The organism is Xanthobacter agilis, from assembly GCF_021730435.1.
Taxonomy (GTDB): Bacteria; Pseudomonadota; Alphaproteobacteria; order Rhizobiales; family Xanthobacteraceae; genus Xanthobacter; species Xanthobacter agilis.
Genome location: NZ_JABWGX010000034.1, coordinates 1 through 18,519 on the forward strand (window position 1 = coordinate 1; position 18,519 = coordinate 18,519).

The following is an 18,519-nucleotide window of genomic DNA, read 5'->3' on the forward strand; positions in this document are numbered from 1 at the left end:
CTCGCTCGCCGGCATGGGCGCCGGCGCCGGCAACGCGCCGCTCGAAGCCCTGATCGCGGTCCTGGAGCGCAAGGGGATCGCCACCGGCTGCGACCTCTACACCCTCATGGATGCCGCCGACGACCTGGTGCGCCCGCTGCAGGATCGCCCGGTGCGGGTGGACCGCGAGAGCCTCGCCCTGGGCTATGCCGGCGTCTATTCCAGCTTCCTGCGCCACGCCGAAAACGCCTCCAGGCTCCACGGCGTCGACACCCGCCAGATCCTGGTCGAACTCGGACGCCGACGCATGGTCGGAGGACAGGAAGACATGATCCTCGACGTCGCTCTCGACATCCTCAAAAACCAAACCACCGCAGAATAAAACCCGCCGCGAAACCGGCGGCGGAAGAACAAGAAGTGGGCGCCAGACGCCCATGCTCCAGGGAGAGAAGACCATGACCATTGCTTTGCAGCCAAGTGCTGCGGGGAACAGGGCGCTCTTGTTCGTGTTCCTCGCGGCGACGATCGAAGGTTTCGACCTTCAGGCGGCGGGGGTCGCCGCGCCGAAGATCGCGCCCGTCTTCCATTTGACGCCTCAACAGATGGGCCTGTTCTTTTCCTCGGCGACCCTGGGACTGATGTTCGGGGCGCTGGCCGGCGGCTACACGGCAGATCGCTGGGGCCGCCGGACCGGGCTTGTCATCGCCCTTCTGGCCTTCGGCGTGGCCTCCCTGGCCACGGTCTTCGCGACTTCGGTGGACATGCTGATCGGCCTGCGCTTCCTGACCGGCGTCGGCCTCGGCGGCGCCTTGCCCAACCTCGTCTCCATCGCCTCCGAGGCGGTCGCGCCGGAGCGCAAGGGCCGGGCCGTGGCCCTCATGTATGCGGGCATGCCGCTCGGCGCGGCGGTGGCGAGCCTGGTGGCCCTGCTCGACTTTCACGGCAACGACTGGCGCTCCATCTTCCTGGTCGGCGGCCTGCTGCCGCTGCTGCTGGTGCCGCCGATCATCGCCGGGCTGCCGGCGCTCAAAATCGCGCCGCATGGCCATGAGCGGGCCGTGTCCTGGACCGAGATCTTCCGCCGGGAGGCGATCGGCACCACCGCGCTGCTGTGGACCGCCTTCTTCCTGGGCCTGATGGTCGTCTATCTTTTGATGAACTGGCTGCCGCAGCTTCTGGTCGTGCACGGTTTCTCCCGCGGCGAAGCCTCGCTGGCGCAAATCCTCTACAGCCTGGGCGGCGTGGCCGGCAGCCTCATCGGCGGCCACCTCCTCGACAGCCGCTGGCGCCTGCCGGCCATCGGCGCGTCGTTCGTGTTCGTGGCGGCGGCGCTGGCGATGCTGGGCCTGCTGCCACCGGTGCTGGCGCTGACGCTGTTCGTCGTGGCGCTGGTGGGCGGCGGCGTGCTGTGCGTTCAGTCGATCCTCTACGGCGTCGCCCCGCAATGCTATCCGACCAGGATCCGGGGCACCGGCGTGGGCCTTGTGGTCGCCGTCGGCCGGCTGGGCTCCATGGCGGGGCCGCTGCTGGCGGGCATGCTGGTGGCCTATGGCAGCACGCCTTCCGACGTGATGCTGATCATGGTGCCCGTCATCCTGGTCTGCGGCATCGGCACGCTGGCGCTGATCGCGCGCGGCTTCCGCCCGGCCCTGGTCTGAGCGGGTCCCATCCCGCACGGGAAGGCCAAGGGCGACAGGCGGGGCTGCGGGCCGCTCGCCTGTCGCGATTTCCGCTTGCCGCCTGCCTCACACTTCGCCTCTCGCACGGGCGAAATGAACCCTGTAAGTTCAATACCTTGAAGCGACAGTCGCGCGCGCCGCGCGGCGTCGGAACCGCATGTGCGGCCCTTGCCGGCCGCGGACCGGGCCGCCTGCACACGGGACAATGCGCGCTCCCGCTCCCGACGGTTCGGCTCTGGCCTTGCGAAGTCAAGCCGTCTACACCTGTTCCCGTTCGCTTGATGCACCCCCTGCCCGAAGGGCCGAACGTGACAGCGCCAGCGCCGAAATCGGGGTTCCAGTCTTACCTTGCCCAGCTGTGGGCCCATCGCTGGCTTGTTCTCGTCGCGCTCGCCCTGGCCACGCTCGGGGCCTGGCAGGCGGGGCGCGTCATCCTCGGACCGGCGGTGGTGGTCGAACCGGTGCAGCGGGGCGACTTGGTGCAAACCGTAGTCGCGAGCGGCCATGTGGAGACGCCTTACCGGGTGGAGATCGGCGCGCAGATCACCGGCATGGTGGCGGACGTGCTGGTGGAGGAAGGCCAGAGCGTCACCCACGGCCAGCCCCTCGTGTCCATCGCACGGGAGGAACTGAACGCGGTGTTCGTGCAGGCCCACGGCGCGGTCGCGCAGGCGGAGGCGCGCCTGCGCCAGCTTACCGAGCTGACGCTGCCGGTGGCGCGGGAAAACCTCGCCCAGGCGCAGGCGCTGCTCAAGAATGCGCAGGCCACCTTCGACCGGACATCGGAACTGGCGAACCACGGCAACGCCACCCGCGCCGCCCTCGACGATGCCCAGCGGGCGCTCGACCAGGCCCGCGCGCAGGTCAACGCAGCTCAATTCCAGGTCTATACCGCGAGCCCCGGCGGCAGCGACGATGTGATGGCCCGCACCCAGCTCGACCAGGCCAACGCCACCCTGGAGGCGGCCCGCTCACGCCTCGCCTACGCCACCATCACCGCCCCGCGGGATGGCGTCCTCATTTCCCGCAGCGTGGAGCGGGGCACCATCGTGCAGCCGGGCCGCACGCTGCTGGTGCTCGCCCCGGCCGGGGATACCCAGCTTGTGGTGGACGTGGACGAGCGCAATCTCGGCATGATCGCCCTCGGGCAGCCGGCCCTCGCCTCGGCCGATGCCTATCCCAACCAGCGCTTCGCGGCCAAGGTCACCTACATCAATCCGGGCATCGACATCACCCGCGCCACGGTCGAGGTGAAACTCACGGTGCCCGACCCGCCCGCCTATCTGCGGCAGGACATGACGGTTTCGGTGGACATCGAAACCGCGCGGAGCGCCGGCGTGCTGGTGCTGCCGCGGCGGGCCATCCGGGATCTCCAGTCGGGCCGGCCCTGGGTGCTCGCCATCCGCGACGGCCGGGCCTATCGCCAGCCGGTGACGCTGGGGCTGGTCGGCAACACCCGGATCGAGATCCTCGACGGGCTGAAGGCGGGCGATGCCGCCATTCCGGAGGGCGCGGGGGTCGTCATCGGCCAGCGGGTGCGGCCGGTGCTGCCATGAACCGAGGGGACCATGAACCGAGGGAACCATGAATCGAGGGCGACCATGAATCAGGGGCGAGCATGACCCAGGCGCGATCATGAACCCGCTGCTGCCGTTCGAGTGGGTGGTCGCCATCCGCTTCCTGCGCGAGGGGCGGATGCAGACCCTCTTCATCCTGGTCGGCATCGCCATCGGGGTCGGCGTCATCGTGTTCATGACGGCGATGCTCGCCGGGCTGGAGCAGAATTTCCTGAAGCGCGTCCTCACCTCCCAGCCCCATGTGCAGCTGCTGCCGCCGGACCAGATCGCCCGGCCGCTGCGCGACATCCCCGGCGTGATCGAGGACCCGGTGGTCCAGCGGCCGAGCCAGCGCATCATTTCCATCGACCAATGGCGCAAGATCGTGGCCGCGGCGCGGGCGATGCCGGACGTGGCGGAGGTATCGCCCACCACCGCCGGCTCGGTGCTCGCCTCCCGCGGGGACGCCAGCCGCTCGGTCACCATGAGCGGGGTCGAGCCGGAGACCTATTTCAACATCGTGCGGGTGCCCGATTACATCGTCGCCGGGCAGCCCCGGCTCACCAGCGAGGATGTCATCATCGGCACCGAGCTAGCGAAGGACCTTGGTGCCAGCGTCGGCGACAAGCTCAATCTGCGCGCCGCCAGCGGGGCGACGCGGGTGCTCACCATTTCCGGCCTCGTGGACCTCGGCAACAAGAGCGCGAACCAGCGCACCACCTTCGTGGCCCTGCGCACCGCGCAATCGCTGCTCGGCATCATCGGCGGCGCCACCACCATCGACATCACCGTGCGCGACATCTACGCCGCCGAGACGGTGGCGCAGGAGATCGAGGCCGCCCAGCGGGTGGAGGCGGACAGCTGGATCAAGACCAACGCCCAGTTCTTCACCGCCGTGCAGGCGCAGAAGAACACCAACCTGCTCATCCGGGTCTTCGTCGCGCTCTCCGTGGCGTTCGGCATCGCGGCGGTGCTCGTGGTGTCGGTGATCCAGCGCTCCAAGGACATCGGCATTCTGCGGGCCATGGGCACCCGGCGCGGGCAGGTGCTGGCGATCTTCCTGGTCCAGGGCGGCGTGCTCGGCTTCCTCGGCTCGCTCGCCGGCTCGGGCCTCGGCGCGGCGGCGCTCGTCTACTGGCACGCCATGGCGCGACAGGCGGACGGCTCGGAGCTGTTCCCCCTCATCCTGGAGCAGAGCCTGTTCATCGAAACCGCGCTGCTGGCGACCCTGACCGGGCTCGTCGCCGCGACCATTCCGGCCGTGCGCGCGGCCGACCTCGATCCGGTGGTGGCGATCCGTGGCTGATGCGATGCTCAGGCTCGAAGACATCCGCAAGTCCTACAATGTGGGGCTGCCCTCACAGACGGAGGTGCTGCACGGCATCGACGTCACCTTGCAGCGCGGCGAGTTCGTGGCACTGATCGGCCCCTCCGGATCGGGCAAGAGCACGCTGCTCAACATCATCGGCCTGCTCGACCGGGCCACCTCCGGGCGCCTCTTCATCAACGGCAAAGAAACGAGCAGCCTGCCCGAACACGAGATCACGCGGCTGCGGGGCCATTCCATCGGCTTCGTCTTTCAATACCATCTGCTCATCTCGGCCTTTACCGCCCTGGAAAACGTGATGATGCCCATGTGGTCCGATCGTCGCTTCGCCAGCGCCGACATGGAGACGCGGGCGCGGGAGCTGCTGGGCGAGGTGGGTCTCGCGGCGGTCGCCGGCAACAAGGCGAACAACATGTCGGGCGGCCAGCAGCAGCGCGTCGCCGTGGCCCGCGCGCTCGCCATGAAGCCCGACCTGGTGCTGGCCGACGAGCCCACAGGCAATCTCGACACCGCGTCGGCGGACGACGTCTTCGCGCTGCTGCGGCGGGAAAACACGCGCCACGGCACCACCTTCCTGCTGGTGACGCACAATCTCGACCTCGCCCGCCGTTGCGACCGCATCATCAAGGTGGTGGACGGGCGCATTTCGCCATGACCCCATGTGGCGCTACTTCCATGTGGCGCCACTTCGATGCGGCGCCTCTTCCATGCGCCACATCGAGCCCCGGCCTTGCGGCGCCTCAATGCCCCGGCGGGCGATTGGTGGTGATCTTCCTGCCGTGCGAGTATCGCCGGCTCCCCTCCCGCCGGGTCTGGCCAATCTAAGAGACTGAGGACATGCGGCATATCAAGCTGACGCTGGTGGGCATCATCGTGCTCCTGTCGGGCCTGTGGCTCGCGGCGACGCCGGGACTGCCGCAAGCCACAACCTTTTTCGCCGCACGCGCGCAGGTGATGCAGTATTCGGGCATCATCGCCATGGCGGCCATGAGCGTGGCCATGATGCTGGCGCTGCGCCCGCGCTGGCCCGAACGCTGGATGGGTGGGCTCGACAAGATGTATCGCCTGCACAAATGGCTTGGCATCACCGCTTTGGTGGTCGCCATCGTCCATTGGCTGTGGGCAAAGGGGCCGAAATGGGCGGTCGGCTTCGGGCTGCTGGAGCGGCCCGCACGCGGCCCCCGGCCGCCGCTTGAAAATCCGCTGGAAGCCTATTTTTCAAGCCTGCGCGGCACGGCCGAAAGCGTGGGCGAATGGGCCTTCTACGCGGCCGTGGTGCTGATCGCACTGGCCCTGATCCGCGCCTTTCCCTACCGCATTTTCTACAAGACCCATCGGCTGCTGGCGCTGGCCTATCTGGTGCTGGCGTTCCACACGGTGATCTTGCTCAATTTCGGCAGCTGGCTGACGCCGCTCGGCGGGGTGATGGCCGTTCTGCTGGCGGGCGGCATCCTCTCGGCGGTGGTGGTGCTGCTGCGCCGGGTCGGCGCCGGACGGCAGGTCAAGGGCCAGATCGTCGCGCTTGTTCCCTATCCCGGCATCCGGACCCTGGAGACGGTGATCGATGTGCCCACTGGCTGGCCGGGCCACCGGCCGGGCCAGTTCGCCTTCGCCATGTCGGATTCCTCGGAAGGTGCCCACCCCTACACCATCGCCTCCGGCTGGCACCCGGACCGGCCCCGGATCACCTTCATCACCAAGGAACTCGGCGATCACACCGGGCGCCTGAAGGACAAGCTGCGCCTCGGCCAGGAGGTGCGGATCGAAGGCCCTTATGGCTGCTTCACCTTCGATGACGACTGCCCGCACCAGATCTGGATCGGCGGGGGCATCGGCATCACCCCCTTCATCGCCCGCATGCAGCACATGGCATTGCATGGCGACGCGCCGGACTGGCCCCAGGGGCAGGACGCCGATCTGTTCCACGCCACCAGCGACACGGACGAGACCGCCCTTGCCAAGCTCGCGGCCGACGCGCGGGCGGCCGAGGTGCGCCTTCATGTCCTCGTCAGCGGGCGGGACGGGCAACTGACCGGCGCGCGCATCCGCGAGGCGGTGCCCCACTGGCGGGAGGCCAGCATCTGGTTCTGCGGCCCGGCCGGCTTCGGCGCGGCGCTGAAGCGGGACTTCGCCGCCCAAGGCTTTCCGGTGGACCAGCGATTCCATCAGGAAATGTTCGAAATGCGCTGACGGCGCCGCGCCAGTCACAGGCCGCCGCGGCCCCGCGTTCGCCTGCGAGCCGGAGCCGCCCGGCCGGCACCGCGGCCGGACGAGCGGCGACACCCCCTCCGCCTCAATCCCTGCCGACGAGTCGGGAGCGCGCGACAGCGCCGCCGGCCACGCCCGCGCGGCCCCTCCCTTTCGGAAAATTGAAAGTCTCCCCTGGAACCCACGCCCCTTGTTTTCGATGCAGTTTCGATATATCTAAATTGCATCGAAATAAGAGGAGGCGCGGATGCGTCAATTTTCAAACGAACACGGTCACGGCTTTCACGGTCGTGGCCAGCACGCAGGACCGCACGGTGGGCGCGAATGCCTATTCGCAGGCAGCAGCGGCGGCCACCACGGCGGCGATGAGGGAGGAGAGCGGGGCCACGGTGGCGGCCGGGGCGGCTTCATGGGTGGCCGACACGGCGGCGGCGGCGGACGGCTCGGGCGCCTGTTCGCCCATGGCGACCTACACCTGCTGGTGCTGTTCATGATCGCGGAGAAGCCGCGCCACGGCTACGAAGTCATCAAGTCCATCGAGGCGCGGGTGAACGGCGCCTACAGCCCCAGCCCCGGCACCATCTATCCCGCCCTGACGCTGCTCGAGGAGCAGGGATACATCAAGGTGGAAGCCAGCGAGGGCAGCCGCAAGCTGTTCGCGATCACGGACGAGGGCACCGCCTATCTCGCCGCCAACCGGGCGCAGGTGGAGCAGATGCTGCTCCGGATGGACGAGGTCCGCGTCCGTCGCGGCGATGCCCCCCCGCCGCTGGTGCGGGCCATGGAAAACCTGAAGCTGGCGCTGCGCCTGCGCCTCGAGCGCGGCCCCCTGTCCGCCGCCGACGCCCAGGCCATCGCCGAAGCCCTGGATCAGGCCGCGCGCGCCGTCGAGCGCAGCTGACGAGATCCCAACCGGCGGCGCGCGCCGCCGCCGAGGGTCAGGCCACGCCATCCGGGGGCGGGATCGAGCCACGCGCAGCGTCTGCCCCTTCATGCCGAAGCACGGCGCGACCGCCGCCGCCCCTCGCCAGACAAGACACGAAATCCGGCCCGCCGCGGCGGGCCGTTCAACCGCGCCCACGGCGCATCTTGAGACCGACAAACGGAGAGCGGAATGTTCATCCCCCCGCCACGTCACCAAGTGGAGCGCGTTCGGCAGGAGCCGAAGCGCCGCACCCTCACCGTCACGGCAGTGTACGACATCAGCCCCCGCATGCGGCGGATCGTGTTCACCTCGCCGGAACTCGCGGACTTCTCCAGCCCCGCCCCCGACGATCACATCAAGCTGTTCCTGCCGGATGCGGACGCGCCATCCGGCGAGGTCCTGCGGGATTACACACCGCGCCGGTTCGATCCGGAGCGGCGCCTGCTCACCATCGATTTCGCCCGGCACGAGGCGGGACCCGCCACCCGATGGGCGCAGGCCGCCGCCATTGGTGATACCCTCGCCATTGGCGGCCCCAAGGGCTCGACGATCGTCCCCGACGATTTCGACTGGTACCTTTTGGTCGGCGACGAGACCGCGCTGCCGTCCATCGGCCGACGCCTGGAAGGTCTGCGGGCTGGGGTTCCGGTCACCAGCATCGTCGTCGTCGAGAGCCCGGCCGAGGTGCAGTCGTTCGACACGGCGGCCGGCCTCTCCCCCACCTGGGTTTTCCGCTCCGGCCGCACCGAGGGCGACGCACGCCTCTTGCGCGAGGCGCTTGCCCGCTGGCGGACGCCGCCCGGCCCGGGCTATGCCTGGATCGCCGCCGAAGCCGAGGTCGCACGGACCCTGAAGGCGCATCTGCTGGAGGAGCGTGGCCACCCCAAGGCCTGGCTTAAGGCCTCCGGATACTGGGTCCGAGGCGCCGCCGGGACCTCCGAGAAGATGGCGGGCTGAACGCGCGCCCTCCCTGGGTCCGTCGCGCGCCGCTGGCGGCGTGGGGCCGCGACGACCGTTTCAATCCAGATCGAACTTGCTCTGGCGCGCCGCATGGGCGCCGACGATCTTCTTCATGGCGCCGATGAGCAACGCCCGCTCCTCGGCGCTCAGCATCTCCACCGTGGCCTCATGGGCCTGGCGGGCGGCGGCCTCCATTTGCGCCAGCAGCGCGCGCCCCTCCTGCGTAAGGGAACAGCTCTGGGAGCGGCGATCGGTGGGCGAGGTGCCACGCCGGATGAGACCGCGCGCCTCCAGGCGCTTGAGGGCGCCGGTGGTCGTGGTGCGATCGAGGGCGACGATGCGGGACAAGGTGGTCTGGTCCGCCGCCTCCCGGTCGGCGAGGGCCGACAGCAGGGAGTATTGCACCGGCGTCACCCCGAACGGAGCGCACAGCTCGGCGAACAGGCTCACATGGATCTGGTGCACCCGCCGGGCCAGAAAGCCGGGCCGCTCGAACAGCGGCCACACCCGGTCCGGGCTGGCTTCGGGAGCCCCCATCCCGCCCGTCGCGCTCCGCGATGCCACCATCATCGTCCTCCCCCGCGCGCCAGTGCCGACGCCGCGCATGCGAACAATACCGCCCATGCGCAATTTTTCATCAAATGCATTGAGTATATTGATGCTTGATTTTGGAGCTTGAGGGCTCTGGGCCGCAACGCCCTCGGCCCGCGAGGGGCGGCGCATTGGGTCAGGACGCACCGTAGCCGTCGATCACATGCCAACCCGTAGCCGGCCGGCCTCTCCCCGGAGGGATCGAACCCCGCGCCTTGACCACGGTAAGGACATTCCTTACCTATGGAGCATCCAGATGGCGGATGCTCCGGCATGATCACGAGCAAGCTCACGTCCAAGGCGCAGACGACGATCCCGCAGGCGGTGCGCACGGCGCTCCATCTGCGGGAGGGCGACGAGATCGCCTATCGCATCGAGGATGGTCGCGTCGTGCTGACCAAGGCGGCACCGCAGCCGGCGGACGATCCGTTCGCGACCTTCGGCGAGTGGGACAGCGAAGCGGACCGCAAGGCCTATGCCGACCTTTGAGACGGGCACGGTGGTGCGCGTGCCCTTCCCCTACACCGACAAATCCACGCGGCAACATCGGCCGGCGTTGGTCATCTCCGATGGCGCCGTGGGCGAGGGTGGCGCGTTGCTCTGGGTGGTGATGATCACCAGCGCGGAAAACCGGCCCTGGCCCGGTGATGTGCCCTTCGGCGCCGGGTACCGAAAGGCTGGCCTGCCGGCGCCGTCGGTCGTCCGCCCGAGCAAGATCGCCACCATCGCGGCGCGCCATGCCGAGCCGCTCGGTGCGGTGTCAAAGGCGATGCTGCGAAAGGTCCAGACCGAGGTGCAGCAACTGCTCGCGGCCCGTCGTGAGGCGTGACCACGCCGCTTGTCGCAACTCTCATGTCGCCACCTGTGGCAAGCCGCTCTCTTCGCTGGCGGGGGGCTCAATGCGCCTCGGCGGCCGCGAGCCGATAGATCGTCGCCCTATGCACGCCGAGGGTGGCGGCGATGTCCCGGGCCGGCATCCCCTCCGCGTGCAGCCGTCGCGCGAGACGCACTTGGTCGGCATTCAGCGCCGGCGGCCGGCCGAACCGGACGCCCCGCGCCTTCGCCGCGGCGCGCCCTGTCCCCGTCCGCTCGACAATCAACGCCCGCTCGAACTCTGCGATGCCGGCGAAGACCGTGAGCACCATCCGCCCCGCCGGTGAGGTCGTGTCGGCCCAGGGCTCGGCCAGGGACCGTAGGCCAGCCCCCGCGGCAGACAGGCGCTCGGCGATGTCGAGCAGGTCACGGGTGGATCGTGCGAGGCGGTCGAGCCGGGTCACGACCACCACATCTCCCGCCCTCAGATGATCCAGCATGGCGGTGAGCTGCGGCCGGCTCCGGGTCGCTCCGCTGACTTTCTCCTCGAACAGCCGCTCGCAGCCGGCCTCCCGCAGGGCGCTGCGTTGTTGCCGGAGATCCTGATCCTCGGTCGAGACGCCCGCATAGCCCAGCAGCATGGAGTTCTCGTCGCAAAACACGTCGCATAATTATCGCTTTATGCGACAATCTTTTGCAACCCTCAAAGGGGCGTGGCTGCGGCGCGCTCGCATTGTCGCGAAACTTAGGAGTTGTGCGAACCGTGCGAGATCAACATGTTTGGGTGAGCAACCTATGGGGTCATACAGCCGTATCGGTTGGGCGGAGCGATGCGAGGTCGTATCCTTGATAGCAGTAAGATGTACTTCTACTCCTGCTCTAAGCATTGGCGTCGGCTCCGTTCATATCGATCCATCCGCGGAAGGGAACGCTCAATTGCGATCACACGTCCAGTCGGCAAAAGGGCAAGGTCATCGTCTGTCAGCGGACAGAGGATAGAGGTATAAAAATATGTCGACAAACGTTGTGTACTCCCCACATTTGGGTAAAACCTTAACCGAGTAACATCCATAAGATTTATTGCATCAGTTTATGCTGAAATGGAATTGCTCGATATGGAAAGCCATCTAACGGACTGGCCTGGAAAGAGCGCACGGGAAACCTATCCAGAACATCCTGCAGTTTATCATATGCTGGATGTCGCGTCGGTAGCGGAGCGATTTCTGATTTCAAGTCCATTCACCGAGGAGATCAAAGCTGCCTTCGTCCTTCTCATAGCTCTGCACGATCTCGGAAAGATCGGTGACGGCTTCCGCAACATGATCCGGGTTGGCTCAGCCCAGACGCTCCGTCACTGGGAATTGACCAATGCCTGGCTGCTGCCGAATGATCCTCTGCGCGCGCGGCTCCGGGCGAACGGTGCGGCCTGGACGGATTTGGTGGCGGCGATCGCTGGGCATCATGGCAGGCCCCCGAAGCCGTCCGGCAAGCCAGTGAAGCGGGAGATGGAATATTTCCAACGGTTTTGCAGGGCAGAGGGGCCGCAGGCCGCGCGGGATGTTCCTGCAATCATCGACGCCCTTTTTTCGCTCTGGCCTCACGCTTTGCTCGCTGGCGTCACAGAACAAGAAGCTAAGCGGCTGAGCTGGTGGCTCTCCGGCCTTACGGTGGCGGCAGATTGGGTTGGCTCGAATCCGGTCTGGTTTCCGGCACGCAAGCCTGACCTCGGCTTGCCCGAATATCTCGCCGAAGCGCGGGCGCGAGCCATCGTCGCTGTGCAGGAGGCCGGACTGCAGGCCGCACGGCTGGGCGAAGAACCGCTTTTCGACTTCCCCTTGCGCCCGATGCAGATCGCGGCGCGGGATATTGACCTTCCGGCCGGGCCAATGCTGGCATTCGTCGAAGACGAGACGGGTGCGGGCAAGACCGAAGCCGCGCTCATCCTCGCCCAGCGCATGCTGATCGCCGGCAAGGGGAAGGGTCTGTATTTTGCCCTCCCCACCATGGCCACGGCGGACGCCATGTTCATGCGTGCCGCAAAAGTCATTGGCCGGCTGTTCGAGGCGCCCTCGCTGACGCTGGCTCATGGCCGGGCCACGCTGTCCCAGCCCTTCCGCGATCTGGTTGGCCGCTCTGCGATCAGCGACGACGTGATCTGCGCGCCCTGGCTCGCGGACAGCCGGCGCCGCGCGCTGCTGGCCGACGTGGGGGTGGGGACGATCGACCAGGCGCTTTTGTCGGTGATGCCAACTCGCTTCTCCACGCTCCGCATGTGGGGCCTTGCCTCGAAGATCCTGATCGTCGACGAGGCGCACGAGATCAGCGGCGATCACTATATGGCGGAGCTGCTTGCCGCATTGTTGCGGGTTCATGCCGCGCTGGGGGGCTCGGCGATCCTGCTCACCGCCACCCTGCCACTTCAGGATCGAGCGATGCTGACGCACGCCTTCGCCCAGGGGGCGGGGCGTGACTGGCCTGTAGATGCGGACCAGAGCTACCCGGCCCTGTCGATTCCCGGTGGCGAGGCCCGGCGCGACTTCGACCAGAAGCCCGGTCTGAAAGGGCCTGTCCGGGTGGTGCGGCTGCAGGCGATGGAGGCGGCGCTCGATCTGCTGACGACGCAGGCGGCGCGCGGCGCGGCCTGCGTCTGGGTGCGCAATGCGGTGGACGAGGCAATCGCTGCCGTCGAGGCGTTGCGCGCGCGCGGCGTGCCGGCATCCTTGCTGCATGCGCGCTTCGCGCTTTGCGACCGCAAGCGGATCGAGCAGGCTGAGATTGACCGCTTCGGCAGGATGGGCGAAGGGCGGGCCGGCCGGGTGCTGGTCGCGACCCAGGTCGTCGAATCGAGTCTCGATCTGGATTTCGACGTGATGATATCCGACCTCGCGCCCATCGCGGCTTTGATCCAGCGGGCGGGCCGGCTATGGCGGCACATGGCGGAACGCCCTCGCGCGCTGCGTGCCGTGCCGGAACCGGTGCTGCATGTGCTCTCGCCCGATCCGGCCGTGGTCGTGGATGAACGGTGGCTGGTGGATGTGCTGGGGCAGAGCGCTTGGGTCTATCCGGTCGCCGAACAATGGCGCACCGCCGATGTTCTCTTTTGCACCGGGATGATCACGTCGCCGGCCGGGCTGCGTGACCTGATCGAGGCGGTCCGCTCCGAGGCGAAGCCGGTGCCCGCGCCGTTGGAGGCGGCGGAGATGGAGCGCATCGGTCAAGGCTATGCTGAAGCTAATCGCGCCACGCACAACCTCATCGACTTTGCTGCGGGCTACCGCCGAGGAGGCGCCGGCGCTGACGATACCACCTTTCCCACCCGCCTCGGGCGGCCGACGCGAACTTTGGTGCTGGCACGGCGGCGGGCCGGAATGCTGGTGCCCTGGGCCGAAGGCCACGGCGCGGATGCCGTCGAGGGCTGGATGCTGTCGGAGGTGCAGGCCGACGCGCGGCGCCTCGAGCGGCTGGAACTGCCAGATCAGCGCACGCCCGAGATTGCAGCCGTGACGAAGGATTGGCCGGAGTGGCGCCGGAACGGGATGACCGTCTGCCCGGTCGCGGACGATGGGTCGATCACCGAGGGCTTGCACTATCAGGCGGCCACGGGTCTATTGCTCTAGCCTCGCATGCGCGGGGATGACCCGTGTATCGGCGATGCATCCGTGAGGATGTCCGTACGTTCCCCGCATGCGCGGGGATAATTAAGTGTATAGGCGAAGCATCCAGTCCGCTTGACTGAGCAACTTTTTGGTGTGTAGCATGCAAATACGGCGGGCTCGGAAAACCGGCCCGCAGCTGTCGTGCTCAAAATCCCCCACCGCTGCAACGGCAAGAAACAGAGGGGTTGGCACAGTGCATAAGACTCTGAGCACCCCGTTTGCGTGGATGTCATTTTAGGCATTCGCCCAAGCGGGGCAAGGGTTCCGCGCGCGAGAGTTGTTTATCCGCGATCTCCTTCTCTGGGAACGATCATGCCCCTCAATCTCATCGCCGACCGCTGGATCCCCATCCGCCGCTCCGACGGCACAGCCTCAGTCATCCGTCCCGATGAGATCGCTGATCCCGGCCTCGCCTTTCCCGACTGGCCCCGCCCAGACCTCAATATCGCCTGTCTCGAACTCCTGATCGGCATGGTCTTGCTCGCCGATCCCCCGGCCGACCTCCATGACTGGCAGGCCCGCAGGGCGCCCGACCCCGAACGCCTGCGCACCGCCCTCGCGCGGCTGGCGCCGGCCTTCAATCTGACGGGAGAGGGGCCACTCTTCCTGCAGGATCTCGATCCGCTCGACGGCGAGCCGAACCCGCCCGACATGCTGTTCATCGATTCGGCGGGTGGCAACACGGCGCGGAACAATGCCGACCTGATGGTTCGACGGAACCGCTATCCCGACCTCGATCTGCCCCTTGCGGCCATGGCGCTTTATCTCCTTCAGGCGCACGCGCCCTCGGGCGGGGCCGGCAACCGCACCTCCATGCGCGGCGGCGGGCCGCTGGTCAGTCTGGTCGATCCCGGAACCGGCCGGCTCTGGGACCTGATCTGGGCCAACGTGCCCTATGGCAAGCCGGCGGCGCCGGACGTGCTGCCCTGGATGAAGCCGACCCGGACGTCGCAAGCCAAGGGGTCCGAGACCTATCCGCAGCACGGCCACCCCGCCGAAGCCTTCTTCGGCATGCCGCGCCGCCTGCGCCTCGTCTCCGAGGCGGGCCGGGTCACGGGCGTCGTCCAGCGCCCCTACGGCACCAATTATGCCGGCTGGGTCCATCCGCTGACGCCCTACTACAAGCTGAAGGCCGGGGCCGAGCCTTTGCCGATGCACCCCCGCGCGGGGGTGTTCGGCTATCGCAACTGGCTGGGCGTGGTTCTGGCCATGCCCGAGGAGCGGGTGGAATTGGGCCAGCGCGCAAAGGCGGTGGAGGAATATGGGGATCGGTGCCGCCATCTCCCCGAGCCGCTGCCGGACCCGCGCATCATCGTCGCCGGCTGGTCCATGGATAACATGAAGCCGAGGGATTTCATCCTGTCGCGCCAGCCGCTCCTGCCGTTGGACGGCGAGGCGGCACTGACGCTCGCGGCGATGATCGAGGCCGCGGAGATCTTCGGGTCCGCGTTGCGGGGCGCGCTGAAGCCGGTGGCGGGCGAGGGAACCGCGCTCGACGCGCTACGTGAAGCCTTTTTCATCGACACGCAGTCCGCCTTCGACGCTGGCGTCGATGCGCTGCTGCGCGGGGAACCGCCCGTCGAGGTCGCCGGGGCATGGGTGCGTGCTCTGGAGCGCGTCGCGCTGCGCATCTTCGAGCGCGAGGCCCTGCCGGGGCTCGACCAGAGGAAGGCCGAGGAAATGGAGGCGATTATCGCCGCTTATGACGGATTGCGCGCGGTCTTCGCCGGTTGGCGCCGTCCGGGAAGCGACGCCTATGTCCGGCTCGAGCTCAAACCGCGCCAAAAGAAGAAGGAGGCCGCATGACCGGGGACGCTGACAAGCCAGACAAGAGCGACGGCGCGATCATTCTGGGCTGGTGGCGCGCGAACCTGCGCCCCGACCCGGATTTTGGTCCGGCCCGCGGATTGCGTGCCCGGCTGCGCCGGGCCACCCATGTGGTCGATGTGCTGGCCGAGCCGCAGGTGATCGCTCTGCACGACGCGCTCGGCCGGCGCCACGATCCGGTGCGCCTCGCCGCGCTGGCCTCGCTGCTGGCCGCGGTCGAGCGGCACGACGGTCATCGGATCGCGCGCGCCTTGGGCGCCGGCGACGCGCCGCCCCTGTCGCATCTGCGTTTCCAGCGGCTGATCCGGTCGGACGGCGATGCGCTGGCCTTGGCCTTGCGGCGCGCCCTGCCGCTCGTCGGCCACGCCTGCAACGTCGCGGCCCTCAGCGAGGATTTCTTGAAGTGGGACGAGCGCGTCCGCGTTCGCTGGTGCTTCGACTATTTCGGCAAGGCGCCCCCCGATGCCGCGCCTGCCGTGTCTGAAACGGAGGAAACCGCGTGACCACGTTCCTGCAATTCCACCTGCTAACGGTTTATCCACCGTCCAACCCCAATCGCGACGATCAGGGGCGCCCCAAGGAAGCCCATTTCGGCGGCACACCGCGCCTGCGGCTGTCGAGCCAGTCCATCAAGCGAGCGGTGCGCATGTCCGCGCCGTTCCAGGAGGGGCTTGCAGGTCATCTTGCCCAGCGCACCAAGCTGATCGGCAATGTGATCCGGGAGCATCTGGAAGCGGAAGGGCTCGCCGCCGACAAAGCGCGCAAGATCGCCGAGGACGTGGCCAAGGCATTCGGCAAGATCGAGCCACAGGACAAGAAGCGTCCCGCATGGGTGCAAGGCACCACGCTCGCCTTCATTTCACCCGAGGAGCGGACCTTAGCGCTCGATCTGGCGCAGAAGGCGGCCAAGGGCGAGGCCCTGCCCTCCGACAAGGACTTGGCCAAGACGGTCCTGCGCAGCGCCGATGGCGCGGTGGACATCGCCATGTTCGGCCGGATGCTGGCCGACAATCCCGACTTCAGCCGTGAGGCTGCGGTGCAGGTGGGGCACGCCATCACCACCCACCGCGCCGAGGCGGAAGACGATTTCTTCACCGCCGTCGATGATCTCAAGACGCGCGAGGAGGATGCGGGCGGCGCCCATCTCGGCGAGCACGCGTTCGGATCAGGCGTCTACTACCTTTATGCCTGCGTGAACTGCGACCTCCTGGTTGAAAATCTCCAGAACGACAAGGCGCTGGCCCGCAAGGGGCTTGAAGCCCTGGCCCGGGCGCTGGCCACGGCGACGCCGAAGGGCAAGCAGAACAGCCACGCCCATCACCCCCGCGCCGGCTACATCCGCGCCGAGATCGGCTCGGATGCCCCTCGCGACCTCACCGGGGCCTTCCTGAAGGCGGTGGCGGGCGAGCAGTTGCTGGCCGCCTCCGTCCTGGCTCTCGAGGATATGGCGGGCCGGATCGATGCCGCTTACGGACCTGCTGCGGAGCGGGATGCGGTGATGGACGTGGTCGCCGGCAAGGGTACGCTCGATGAGATCGTCGCCTTCGCCGCCTCGGCGGTGCCGCAAGATGGCTGAATACCTCGTCTTCACTCTGTGTGCCGGGATGGCGGCCATGGGCGATCTGGCGGGCCATGAGCGGCGGGGCACGCTCACTTGGCCGGGCCGCTCGGCCGTGCTGGGCCTGGTCGCCGCGGCGGCAGGCACCCGGCGCGACGACACCCAGGGCCTGGCTCGGCTTGAGCAGCTGCGCGTGGCCGTGGGCGTCATCGACGATGGCGTCCCGCTGCGCGACTATCACACGGTGGAGACCATCCCCACCGCGGCGGCGAAGCGCCCGGACAGCCGCCCGGTCGCCATCCTGGCCGCCGGGCGCGCCACCAACACCGCCATCACCCTGCGGGATTACCGCGTGGGCGTGGCCTATGCGGTGGCGCTCTGGGGCGCGCCGCTCGACGGCCTCGCCGAGGCGCTGACGCGGCCGGTCTTTGCGCTCTATCTGGGGCGCAAGTCCTGCCCGCTGTCGGCTCCCCCCGCGCCGCGCCGCGTGGACGCGGCAGGGCCGGTGATGGCGCTGGCGCACGCGCTTCTGCCGCCGTTCCGGCCCTTTGGCCGCATCCGGCTGGTGGCGTCGGACGAGCGGATCGCGGCGGACGATGTGGAAGACACGCGCAACGACGTGGCCATCGACCGGGGCAAATGGCATTTCGCGAGCCGCGCGGTTTACACGCATCGCCCGGCGCGCGGGGAGGATGAGGCATGACCCTCTATCTGTCGCGGCTTACCATTGCCCGCAATCCGACGGTGGCGGCGATCCGCGCGCTGATCGATCCCTTGCCCGCTCCGGCCCGAGGCGGTCTGCGTGATCCGGCGCAAGGGCGCATCATGGATGCCCACCATCGCCTGATCTGGTCGCTGTTTGGTGACACGTCGGAGCGCGCGCGCGATTTCCTCTGGCGCTCGGAAGGCAAGGGGCAGTTCCTTGTTCTTTCGCATCGGCCGCCTTCAGCCGATGGCGCCGGCTTGTTCAGTCCCCCGCAGACCAAGGCGTTCGCCCCGGATCTGCGTGAGGGCGATCGGCTGGCCTTCGTGCTGCGTGCCAATGCGACGCGGACCAGAAAGGACCCGACTGATCCACAGAAGCGGGGCGCGCGCGTCGATGTGGTGATGGACACCATCCATGCTCTGCCCTCCGGTCGCGCGTGCAACGCGCGGCGGGATGCACGCATGAGCGCGGCCGAGGACGCCGGACGGCGCTGGCTGGAACATCAGGGAGCCAAGGCAGGCTTCATCCTCGAACACTTGATTGTAGACGATTATTCCGTCGTGCCCCTGCCGGCCCAGGTCGGGCCGCGGCGGGAGCAACCGCAGTTCGGCGTCATGGATCTGGCCGGCCAGATTCGCGTGGGCGACCCCGCGCTCCTGCTCGCGGCATTGGCCCAGGGCCTTGGTCGCGCCAAGGCCTTCGGGTGCGGCCTTATGCTGATAAGGCGCGCGTGA

General features: G+C 68.1%; 17 protein-coding genes and 1 pseudogene. 16 read left to right on the plus strand and 2 right to left on the minus strand.

Annotated elements, in window-relative coordinates; all coding sequences use genetic code 11:
• The 8 genes and pseudogenes from HUW53_RS19265 to HUW53_RS19300 form a co-directional block, all read left to right on the plus strand.
• Positions 1-361: pseudogene (locus HUW53_RS19265) on the plus strand (4-hydroxy-2-oxovalerate aldolase); the annotation flags it as partial.
• A gap of 73 nt (positions 362-434) precedes the next feature.
• Positions 435-1,637: an MFS transporter gene (locus tag HUW53_RS19270; RefSeq protein WP_237347385.1), complete on the plus strand. Its 1,203-nt coding sequence runs from the start codon at positions 435-437 to the stop codon at positions 1,635-1,637.
• A 302-nt stretch (positions 1,638-1,939) separates the two neighbouring features.
• Positions 1,940-3,214 carry an efflux RND transporter periplasmic adaptor subunit gene (locus tag HUW53_RS19275; RefSeq protein WP_370877862.1) on the plus strand — a complete coding sequence of 425 codons (1,275 nt, stop codon included), beginning with the start codon at positions 1,940-1,942 and terminating at the stop codon, positions 3,212-3,214.
• Between the two features lie 79 nt (positions 3,215-3,293).
• Positions 3,294-4,520, plus strand: a complete 1,227-nt coding sequence (locus HUW53_RS19280; protein ID WP_237347387.1) for an ABC transporter permease — start codon at positions 3,294-3,296, stop codon at positions 4,518-4,520.
• On the plus strand, positions 4,513-5,196 hold the full coding sequence (locus tag HUW53_RS19285) for an ABC transporter ATP-binding protein (RefSeq protein WP_237347388.1): 684 nt from the start codon (positions 4,513-4,515) through the stop codon (positions 5,194-5,196). Before HUW53_RS19280 ends, HUW53_RS19285 begins: the two co-directional genes overlap by 8 nt.
• Positions 5,197-5,378: 182 nt before the next feature.
• On the plus strand, positions 5,379-6,731 hold the full coding sequence (locus tag HUW53_RS19290) for a ferredoxin reductase family protein (RefSeq protein ID WP_237347389.1): 1,353 nt from the start codon (positions 5,379-5,381) through the stop codon (positions 6,729-6,731).
• A 427-nt stretch (positions 6,732-7,158) separates the two neighbouring features.
• The gene (locus HUW53_RS19295) at positions 7,159-7,650 is read left to right on the plus strand and encodes a PadR family transcriptional regulator (RefSeq protein ID WP_237347390.1); all 492 of its coding nucleotides are present in this window, start codon (positions 7,159-7,161) and stop codon (positions 7,648-7,650) included.
• A 213-nt stretch (positions 7,651-7,863) separates the two neighbouring features.
• Entirely contained in the window at positions 7,864-8,631 is a 768-nt protein-coding gene (locus tag HUW53_RS19300) for a siderophore-interacting protein (protein WP_237347391.1), read from the plus strand.
• Between the two features lie 60 nt (positions 8,632-8,691).
• On the opposite strand, the gene HUW53_RS19305 is transcribed toward HUW53_RS19300, so the two are convergent.
• A complete protein-coding gene (locus tag HUW53_RS19305) occupies positions 8,692-9,171 on the minus strand; it encodes a MarR family winged helix-turn-helix transcriptional regulator (protein WP_237347392.1) in 480 nt (159 codons plus the stop codon).
• A gap of 327 nt (positions 9,172-9,498) precedes the next feature.
• Between HUW53_RS19305 and HUW53_RS19310 the strand changes: the two genes are divergently transcribed.
• Together HUW53_RS19310 and HUW53_RS19315 are read left to right on the plus strand one after the other, a co-directional pair.
• The gene (locus tag HUW53_RS19310; protein WP_237347393.1) at positions 9,499-9,714 is read left to right on the plus strand and encodes an AbrB/MazE/SpoVT family DNA-binding domain-containing protein; all 216 of its coding nucleotides are present in this window, start codon (positions 9,499-9,501) and stop codon (positions 9,712-9,714) included.
• The gene (locus HUW53_RS19315; RefSeq protein WP_237347394.1) at positions 9,701-10,054 is read left to right on the plus strand and encodes a type II toxin-antitoxin system PemK/MazF family toxin; all 354 of its coding nucleotides are present in this window, start codon (positions 9,701-9,703) and stop codon (positions 10,052-10,054) included. The genes HUW53_RS19310 and HUW53_RS19315 overlap by 14 nt, the downstream gene beginning before the upstream one ends.
• Positions 10,055-10,121: 67 nt before the next feature.
• Here the strand turns inward: HUW53_RS19315 and HUW53_RS19320 are convergent, their stop codons facing one another.
• Positions 10,122-10,679 carry a recombinase family protein gene (locus tag HUW53_RS19320; protein WP_237347395.1) on the minus strand — a complete coding sequence of 186 codons (558 nt, stop codon included), beginning with the start codon at positions 10,677-10,679 and terminating at the stop codon, positions 10,122-10,124.
• 459 nt (positions 10,680-11,138) lie between these two features.
• Here HUW53_RS19320 and cas3 point away from each other — a divergent pair, with 459 nt between their 5' ends.
• The 6 genes from cas3 to cas6e all read left to right on the plus strand — a co-directional run bounded on the left by cas3 (position 11,139) and on the right by cas6e (position 18,519).
• A complete protein-coding gene (gene cas3 / locus HUW53_RS19325; protein WP_237347396.1) occupies positions 11,139-13,655 on the plus strand; it encodes a CRISPR-associated helicase Cas3' in 2,517 nt (838 codons plus the stop codon).
• Between the two features lie 351 nt (positions 13,656-14,006).
• A complete protein-coding gene (gene casA / locus HUW53_RS19330; RefSeq protein WP_237347397.1) occupies positions 14,007-15,500 on the plus strand; it encodes a type I-E CRISPR-associated protein Cse1/CasA in 1,494 nt (497 codons plus the stop codon).
• Positions 15,497-16,024: a type I-E CRISPR-associated protein Cse2/CasB gene (gene casB / locus HUW53_RS19335; RefSeq protein WP_237347398.1), complete on the plus strand. Its 528-nt coding sequence runs from the start codon at positions 15,497-15,499 to the stop codon at positions 16,022-16,024. Before casA ends, casB begins: the two co-directional genes overlap by 4 nt.
• Complete coding sequence (gene cas7e / locus HUW53_RS19340; RefSeq protein WP_237347399.1) at positions 16,021-17,097, plus strand: type I-E CRISPR-associated protein Cas7/Cse4/CasC; 1,077 nt, start codon at positions 16,021-16,023, stop codon at positions 17,095-17,097. The genes casB and cas7e overlap by 4 nt, the downstream gene beginning before the upstream one ends.
• Positions 17,090-17,782, plus strand: a complete 693-nt coding sequence (gene cas5e / locus HUW53_RS19345; RefSeq protein WP_237347400.1) for a type I-E CRISPR-associated protein Cas5/CasD — start codon at positions 17,090-17,092, stop codon at positions 17,780-17,782. The genes cas7e and cas5e overlap by 8 nt, the downstream gene beginning before the upstream one ends.
• Positions 17,779-18,519, plus strand: a complete 741-nt coding sequence (gene cas6e, locus HUW53_RS19350) for a type I-E CRISPR-associated protein Cas6/Cse3/CasE (RefSeq protein ID WP_237347401.1) — start codon at positions 17,779-17,781, stop codon at positions 18,517-18,519. The genes cas5e and cas6e overlap by 4 nt, the downstream gene beginning before the upstream one ends.

Excerpts from the sequence above, each read along its gene's own strand:
- HUW53_RS19300 (WP_237347391.1), top strand. The coding sequence starts at position 7,864 with ATGTTCATCCCCCCGCCACGTCACCAAGTGGAGCGCGTTCGGCAGGAG.
- casB (WP_237347398.1), top strand. The coding sequence starts at position 15,497 with ATGACCGGGGACGCTGACAAGCCAGACAAGAGCGACGGCGCGATCATT.
- cas3 (WP_237347396.1), top strand. The coding sequence starts at position 11,139 with ATGGAATTGCTCGATATGGAAAGCCATCTAACGGACTGGCCTGGAAAG.
- casA (WP_237347397.1), top strand. The coding sequence starts at position 14,007 with ATGCCCCTCAATCTCATCGCCGACCGCTGGATCCCCATCCGCCGCTCC.
- HUW53_RS19320 (WP_237347395.1), bottom strand. The coding sequence starts at position 10,679 with ATGCTGCTGGGCTATGCGGGCGTCTCGACCGAGGATCAGGATCTCCGG.
- HUW53_RS19310 (WP_237347393.1), top strand. The coding sequence starts at position 9,499 with ATGATCACGAGCAAGCTCACGTCCAAGGCGCAGACGACGATCCCGCAG.
- HUW53_RS19270 (WP_237347385.1), top strand. The coding sequence starts at position 435 with ATGACCATTGCTTTGCAGCCAAGTGCTGCGGGGAACAGGGCGCTCTTG.
- HUW53_RS19275 (WP_370877862.1), top strand. The coding sequence starts at position 1,940 with ATGCACCCCCTGCCCGAAGGGCCGAACGTGACAGCGCCAGCGCCGAAA.
- cas6e (WP_237347401.1), top strand. The coding sequence starts at position 17,779 with ATGACCCTCTATCTGTCGCGGCTTACCATTGCCCGCAATCCGACGGTG.
- HUW53_RS19280 (WP_237347387.1), top strand. The coding sequence starts at position 3,294 with ATGAACCCGCTGCTGCCGTTCGAGTGGGTGGTCGCCATCCGCTTCCTG.
- HUW53_RS19290 (WP_237347389.1), top strand. The coding sequence starts at position 5,379 with ATGCGGCATATCAAGCTGACGCTGGTGGGCATCATCGTGCTCCTGTCG.
- HUW53_RS19305 (WP_237347392.1), bottom strand. The coding sequence starts at position 9,171 with ATGGGGGCTCCCGAAGCCAGCCCGGACCGGGTGTGGCCGCTGTTCGAG.
- cas5e (WP_237347400.1), top strand. The coding sequence starts at position 17,090 with ATGGCTGAATACCTCGTCTTCACTCTGTGTGCCGGGATGGCGGCCATG.
- HUW53_RS19295 (WP_237347390.1), top strand. The coding sequence starts at position 7,159 with ATGGGTGGCCGACACGGCGGCGGCGGCGGACGGCTCGGGCGCCTGTTC.
- HUW53_RS19315 (WP_237347394.1), top strand. The coding sequence starts at position 9,701 with ATGCCGACCTTTGAGACGGGCACGGTGGTGCGCGTGCCCTTCCCCTAC.